At 52.1% G+C, this 6,126-nt stretch carries 7 protein-coding genes; 2 read left to right on the top strand and 5 right to left on the bottom strand.

Going from position 1 to position 6,126, the window contains the following annotated elements:
* On the top strand, nt 1-1,581 hold a 1,581-nt coding region (locus ACP5D4_RS12680), incomplete at its 5' end, for a heavy metal translocating P-type ATPase (RefSeq protein WP_428011987.1).
* Between the two features lie 6 nt (nt 1,582-1,587).
* On the opposite strand, the gene pgsA is transcribed toward ACP5D4_RS12680, so the two are convergent.
* The 5 genes from pgsA to ACP5D4_RS12655 all read right to left on the bottom strand — a co-directional run bounded on the left by pgsA (nt 1,588) and on the right by ACP5D4_RS12655 (nt 5,661).
* Complete coding sequence (pgsA, locus tag ACP5D4_RS12675; RefSeq protein ID WP_428011986.1) at nt 1,588-2,103, bottom strand: CDP-diacylglycerol--glycerol-3-phosphate 3-phosphatidyltransferase; 516 nt, start codon at nt 2,101-2,103, stop codon at nt 1,588-1,590.
* A gap of 257 nt (nt 2,104-2,360) precedes the next feature.
* Nucleotides 2,361-2,579, bottom strand: coding sequence for a hypothetical protein (locus ACP5D4_RS12670; protein ID WP_428011985.1), 219 nt, complete (start codon nt 2,577-2,579; stop codon nt 2,361-2,363).
* Between the two features lie 137 nt (nt 2,580-2,716).
* Nucleotides 2,717-3,676, bottom strand: a complete 960-nt coding sequence (gene accA / locus ACP5D4_RS12665; protein ID WP_428011984.1) for an acetyl-CoA carboxylase carboxyl transferase subunit alpha — start codon at nt 3,674-3,676, stop codon at nt 2,717-2,719.
* Between the two features lie 57 nt (nt 3,677-3,733).
* A complete protein-coding gene (locus tag ACP5D4_RS12660) occupies nt 3,734-4,765 on the bottom strand; it encodes a long-chain acyl-[acyl-carrier-protein] reductase (RefSeq protein WP_428011983.1) in 1,032 nt (343 codons plus the stop codon).
* Between the two features lie 197 nt (nt 4,766-4,962).
* On the bottom strand, nt 4,963-5,661 hold the full coding sequence (locus ACP5D4_RS12655; RefSeq protein WP_428011982.1) for an aldehyde oxygenase (deformylating): 699 nt from the start codon (nt 5,659-5,661) through the stop codon (nt 4,963-4,965).
* A 332-nt stretch (nt 5,662-5,993) separates the two neighbouring features.
* Here ACP5D4_RS12655 and ACP5D4_RS12650 point away from each other — a divergent pair, with 332 nt between their 5' ends.
* On the top strand, nt 5,994-6,116 hold the full coding sequence (locus ACP5D4_RS12650; protein ID WP_428011981.1) for a hypothetical protein: 123 nt from the start codon (nt 5,994-5,996) through the stop codon (nt 6,114-6,116).
* Nucleotides 6,117-6,126 lie beyond the last annotated feature (10 nt).

Raw genomic sequence — 6,126 nt, 5'->3', positions numbered from 1 at the left:
ATCGCCATGCACCGAACTGAGCGCAATATTCGCAGTCTCATGGAACTGACGCCAGATACGGCGAGACTGTTGCAAGGTCATGAAGAACGAACCGTTCCCACCCAAACCTTACAAATCGGCGATCGCATTCGTGTCAAACCTGGCGAACTGTTCCCCACGGACGGCATCATTCGAGAAGGCAGCAGTACCATCAATCAAGCTCCCATTACGGGGGAGTCGATGCCTGTGGAAAAAACCCTCGGAGACGAGGTGTTCGCCGGAACGATTAACGGTCGCGGTGCGTTAACGGTGGAACTGCACAAGTCCCCCGAAAGCAGTCTGATTCAGCGCGTGATTCAATTAGTCGAGCAGGCGAAAACCACGCAACCGCCGTCTCAGCAGTTTTTAGAGCGGTTCGAGCGGGGTTACGCTCGCGTTATCGTCTTCAGCGCGATCGCTCTGGGAACGTTACCGCCGCTCCTGTTGGGGTGGGATTGGGAAACCACGATTTACCGAATGTTGATTTTTCTGGTGGTGGCCTCTCCCTGCGCGTTGATGGCGTCTGTGATGCCAACGTTACTCTCGGGAATCGCTCGCGGTGCGCGACAGGGGATTTTATTTAAAGACGGAGCGCAGTTGGAAACTATTGGGAAAGTCCGCGCCATCGCCTTTGATAAAACCGGAACCCTCACTACGGGTCAGTTACAGGTCAGCGATATCGTTCCCGCCGCTAACGTGGGAAAAGCGGAGGTGTTGCAAATTGCGGCTTCTCTCGAAGCCTATTCCGAGCATCCCCTCAGTCAAGCGATCTTGCAAGCGGCCAGCATGGACAAAATTCCGTTATTGTCGGCGATCGAGGTCCGAGCGGAAGTGGGACAAGGAATCGTCGGTTCTGTGGAAGGAAAACCGGTGAAGTTGGGGAAAGGAAGCTTTGCGCTGGCGGAGTTCAGCGACATCGAGCCGTCTTTAACCACCCAAAGCCAGCATCTCGAAGCTCAGGGGAAAACGGTAATTTGGGTGGTGCGCGATCGACAAATTCTGGGATTAATGGCTGTGGTCGATCGCGTTCGTCCCCACGCCGCCGACTTGTTGAAGGTTCTCCAGCGGCGGGGTGTTGCGTTTACCGCCATGCTCACGGGAGATAACGCGGCCACGGCGCAAACGGTGGCGCAAGCAGTCGGCGTCCACGCGATTTATGCGGATTTACTCCCCGAGGATAAGGTGGATGTGGTCCGAAAGCTACAGCGAGAGTATCGAACGGTGGTGATGGTGGGAGATGGCGTCAACGACGCTCCGGCGTTGGCGCAAGCTTCGGCTGGCGTGGCCATGGGAGGCGCCGGAAGCGATATCGCTTTGGAAACGGCGGATATTGTGTTGATGGCCGATCGCTTGGAGAAGTTGGAGCAAGCGATTTTCATTGGGCAGAAATCGCAACGGATTATCTGGCAAAATATTACGCTGGCGTTGACGTCGATCGCGGTGTTGATGGTGGCGAACTTTTTCGGCGAAATCACGCTTCCGGTGGGGGTTCTCGGTCACGAAGGTTCGACGTTATTGGTGACGCTCAACGGTTTGCGACTCCTCAGACGGGATAACGGTTAAATATGTTTAGTTTTCTGCGGGTTTCGAGGGAATTAGGTAAATTGCGCCGGATATTAAGGTTAAAACAACGGACAGCCAAAAGGTGACGAGTCCGGCTGTTGTCCAGGGTTCTGATAATGGGGCGAGGAGAAGGGCGATCGCCGCGATTTGACTGACGGTTTTCGCCTTTCCCCACCAGTTTGCCCCGGAAATGCTAGTTTGGCTGACACGCCAACCGGCGATCGTCAGTTCGCGGGCTAAAATCAAAAAAACGCCCCAAGCGGGAACGGTTCCCCATTCAATTAAGATTAAAAACGGTGCGAAAACTAACAGTTTATCGACGAGGGGATCGAGAAATTTTCCTAAATCGCTGACTTGGTTGAAGCGTCGCGCCACGTAGCCATCTAGCCAATCGGTGAGGGCTGCAATTAGGAATATCGTCAACCCGATCCAACGATAGGACTGGCTTGGATTGGATAAGAAATACAATAAAAACGGGATTCCCAGCATTCGAGACAGGGTAATCCAAGTGGCAACTGTCATTAGAGTTGAATCACAAACTAGAAGTTCTTTACCACAAAAAATATCTTTTGTCTGTTGCTTTTATTATATTTTAATATTTTGCAAATTAAATAACTTTATTGGGAAAACATCGAAGATTTATCGGGTCGATCGAATCGGATTAAATCGATCAAACCCATTAGAAATTGACGAGTTACCCGTTCTCTTAAAAATTGAATTTCAAATATCGATCGAGCGATCGCGAAATCACGTCGCGGGAATTTAGCAATTCACCGCATTTACGATTTGGGAGACAGATCGTCAACGACTTTCACTTTACCCTGACGTACAGCTCGCACGAGTCGGTTAACCGAGCGGCGATCGTCCTCGTTGAGAGAGTCGTCTAAGGCAGCTGCCATCAATCCGTAACAGTCAGTACGAGTGAGAACCCCCGTATCCCGAACCGAGACGAGAATTTCCGAAATCGCCCCAGGAATCAATTGTATTTCCGGAACCATCGGCTTAAGGCGCAAAATTCGGTATTTCTAGTATGACCGATTTCGACACCTCAGCGAGCGATCGATCTCCCGATAACCAGACGATCGCGATCGAGATTTCCAGCGATCGAAATCACAACTTCCCCGAGTTCACCGGCTCAATCCGGTTCGCCCTCTAAAAAAACCCCAATGCGGCGGAACTTCTCATAACGGAGAGTTCGTCGCTGTTCCGGCGTCAAGCCGCAGAGATCGCGAAGTTCTTCAAGTAAAGCGTTTTTGAGAATTTCCGTCGCTTCGACAGGTTGATTGTGAACGCCGCCTAGGGGTTCCCGAAGCAGTCGATCGAGAATCCCCAATTCCTTAAGATCCCGAGCGGTAATCTTGAGGGCTTCCGCCGCCTGAGCGCTTTTCGAGGCATCCTTCCACAAAATCGCGGCACAGGCTTCCGGCGTCGCCACCGTATAAACCGCATGTTCGAACATCAGCAGTCGATCGCCCACACCGATGCCCAACGCACCACCGGAACCCCCTTCACCGATCACCGTACAAACGATCGGCACCTCGAGGCCAAACATTTCCCGTAAATTGTAAGCAATGGCCTCGCCCTGGCCGAGGTGTTCGGCTTCAATACCCGCCCAAGCCCCCGGCGTATCAATAAACGTGAGGATTGGCATCCCGAAACGGTTCGCGTGTTCCATCAACCGCATCGCTTTGCGGTAACCGCCCGGGGATGCCATGCCAAAATTTCGTGCGACGTTATCCTTCGTATCGCGTCCTTTCTGGTGTCCCAGCATCACCACCGGCCTTCCGTCCAACCGTGCGAGGCCACCCACGAGAGCCGGATCGTCAGAGCCGCCGCGATCGCCGTGTAACTCGATCCACTCGTCGCCGATCGCTTGAATGTAATCGAGGGTACTCGGCCGCCGAGGGTGACGGGCCAGTTGCAACCGTTGCGCCGGAGACAAACTACTAAAAATCTCTTGGCGCAGTTGCGTCGCCCGCTCTTCGAGTTGGCGAATTTCCTCCGAGACATCCACGTGAGTTTCGTCGGCGATGTCTCGGATTTGTTGAATTCGTTTTTCCAGCTCGACGAGGGGTTTCTCGAAGTCTAACAGCATAGGTTGGACAAGACAATGAAAAGTAAACGGAAGTGGCTGGGCTGCCCGATCTCGCTTCTAGTTTTCGACAACAGACAGAAGCGGTTTAAACCCGTGTTTGATCGAAACGTCACCGATCGCCTGCATTTTTTCCACAGAGATCTGGTTCCGTCCCCAAGAGAAGTTGGTGTACCACTTCTCGAATTCCAAGAGCATCGACTCCGCAAAACAAGCAAACATTTGCCGGGTCGGTACGTCCATGTTAACCAGCCTCATAATCCGCCAGTCAATATCGAGAGAATGCTCGACGATGCCGCCTTTGAGGACGTAGACACCAGGGTAGTTGACCTTAGAATCAAGGTTTTTCGGATAGCCCCCGTCAATCATCAGACAAGGTTTTTTGAGGCTTTCCGCATCGATGTCGATGCCTTTGGGCAAACTGGCAACCCAAACCACGATGTCGGCCTGGGGCATCGCGTCTTCTAATCCCATGACCTTACCGCGACCGAGTTCTTCTTGCAACGCCTGCAAGCGTGCTCGATCGCGAGCCACTAAAATCATGTCGGCGACATCCGTTTGCGTGTTGAGCCACCGACAGACGGCGCTACCAATATCTCCCGTCGCGCCGACCACTGCCACCGTCGCTTTCGACAGTTCGATGCCGAGTTTCGGAGCAGCCTGTTCGACTTGACGGCAGATAATGTAAGCCGTGTGCGTGTTTCCCGTAGTAAACCGCTTGAAATCGAGCGTGATGTTGCGAATACGCTGAATTTGATTCAAATTGAAATTCTCGAACACGATCGAGGAAAAGCCGCCGAGTGCCGTGATATCGAGTCCGATTTTTTGAGCGTGGGCCATGGCGTTGACGATTTTTCGCGTCGCCGCTTTAATACGACGGTTCGCCAGCATTTCCGGCAAAAAGCAGGATTCCACGTAGCGACCCTCGATCGTTTGACCCGTAACGCTCGTCACGGTAATGTTATCGACGGTTTGCGGCGGAGCAGAACACCAGAACTCTAAATCCTGGTCGGCGAGTCCGGCGTATCCCAAATCCCGCGCGACTGCTTGAGCCTGTTCTAGATTGGTAAGGTGACCGATTAAACCAAACATGGGCAGATTTTAGGCAACCTGTCTTTCAGATTGCGAGACGGTATGCGGTGACAAGTAAAGGTTCATAAACCTTCACATTATTATAGGAGGGAACGCTTCTCAAGATTTTTTCGCAAGAGATCGCCCGCTTTCGGCTCGAAAACGGGCGATGAAAACGTTCTCGTTAATTTCGCAGGAGAACAGTAGGGCGCAAGGAGTTAAGCCGCACTACGCAAACCGTGAGTGAGCATGCGCACGGTTTCTCGGGTGTTGAAGCCAACGTTCGCGAGAGCTTCGCCATAGGCGATCGTGAAATCTTCGATGAGTTCCTCTTTCTCCATTTGGAGAACCTTCGCGTCGTTCTCGACTTGGTTGAGCATCTCCCAAACCAACGGCAAGTTTTCGCGGTTGGCCGCTTCGATGCGCTCTTTCACCTCGTCGAAATGGGCTTTGAGCCACTCTTCACCGTAATTCAAGTGAGTGTATTCATCTTTCACCACACCCTCGGTGATTTTGCGAGCGAAGTCGTCAGCAACGGGGATGTAAATGTTGTAAGCGGAGATCGCAAAGCATTCAATAATTAAAGCTTGAATCACCAAGCAGGTGACGATATCGCCTTCTTCCACCGCTTTTTCAAAGTTACCGTGCAGTTTGGAGAAAAACTCACGAGCAAAGTCCATGTCCGGCGTCACTTCCAAGTTGCGACCGCAGGCTTGGAATCCTTTGGCGTGACGGCGCTCCATTTTCGCCAGAGAGGTCAGCTCGTCCTTGTCCTCCGGCAGCATTTCAGCTAACTTAACAAAGTTATCGTAGGCTTCGTTCTCCCCTTCGATCACGATGGCGTTAATGCGGCTGTAAGCGTCTTTGTAGGTTTCGCTTTGGTAATCGAGGGTGGGGGTAGCTTCTAACTGCGGCATATGTTTCCTATCTCCTCATCCTTAGATGGTGGGGGGTCAGAACTATACAAAAACGTATAGCTCGAAGTTGGGCAGGTGGCATTCCCGAATTGCCAGAGATCGGGGGTTTGAAATCTTGCCAGTGACTCGGCGGTACTTGGTGTTCGTGACCGATCGAGCCAAATTCCGGAATGCCGTCTCGAACTGGATGCTTCAGGAGACGGGGGCGAAAACCCCGCTTGACACTTCCTCTGAGGTTTTTTAAGCCCAGGAGAAGCGTTCCTGTAACATTTTTGTTAAAACAACTTATGTTTACTTTACAGGGTTTAACCGGAACTTGACCAGATCCGAAATTGCCCGATCTCGCCGATATTGTAAGTCTCCTAAAAAGATACGATGCCCGATCGATCTCCAAAGCCTCTCACAACCGCCTCGATCGCGCCTTCGCCCAAATTCCCGACTCCCTCGAAGATTGACTTCCTTAAT

It is taken from the genome of Baaleninema sp. (assembly GCF_049974805.1).
Lineage (GTDB): Bacteria > Cyanobacteriota > Cyanobacteriia > Cyanobacteriales > Geitlerinemataceae > Baaleninema.
The sequence above is the reverse complement of the archived record's forward strand: the minus strand, read 5'-3'. Positions and strand labels throughout refer to the sequence as shown.

Bases quoted from the DNA above. Each gene is read 5' to 3' on its own strand.
- ACP5D4_RS12670 (WP_428011985.1), bottom strand. From the start codon at position 2,579: ATGGTTCCGGAAATACAATTGATTCCTGGGGCGATTTCGGAAATTCTC.
- pgsA (WP_428011986.1), bottom strand. From the start codon at position 2,103: ATGACAGTTGCCACTTGGATTACCCTGTCTCGAATGCTGGGAATCCCG.
- ACP5D4_RS12655 (WP_428011982.1), bottom strand. From the start codon at position 5,661: ATGCCGCAGTTAGAAGCTACCCCCACCCTCGATTACCAAAGCGAAACC.
- ACP5D4_RS12660 (WP_428011983.1), bottom strand. From the start codon at position 4,765: ATGTTTGGTTTAATCGGTCACCTTACCAATCTAGAACAGGCTCAAGCA.
- accA (WP_428011984.1), bottom strand. From the start codon at position 3,676: ATGCTGTTAGACTTCGAGAAACCCCTCGTCGAGCTGGAAAAACGAATT.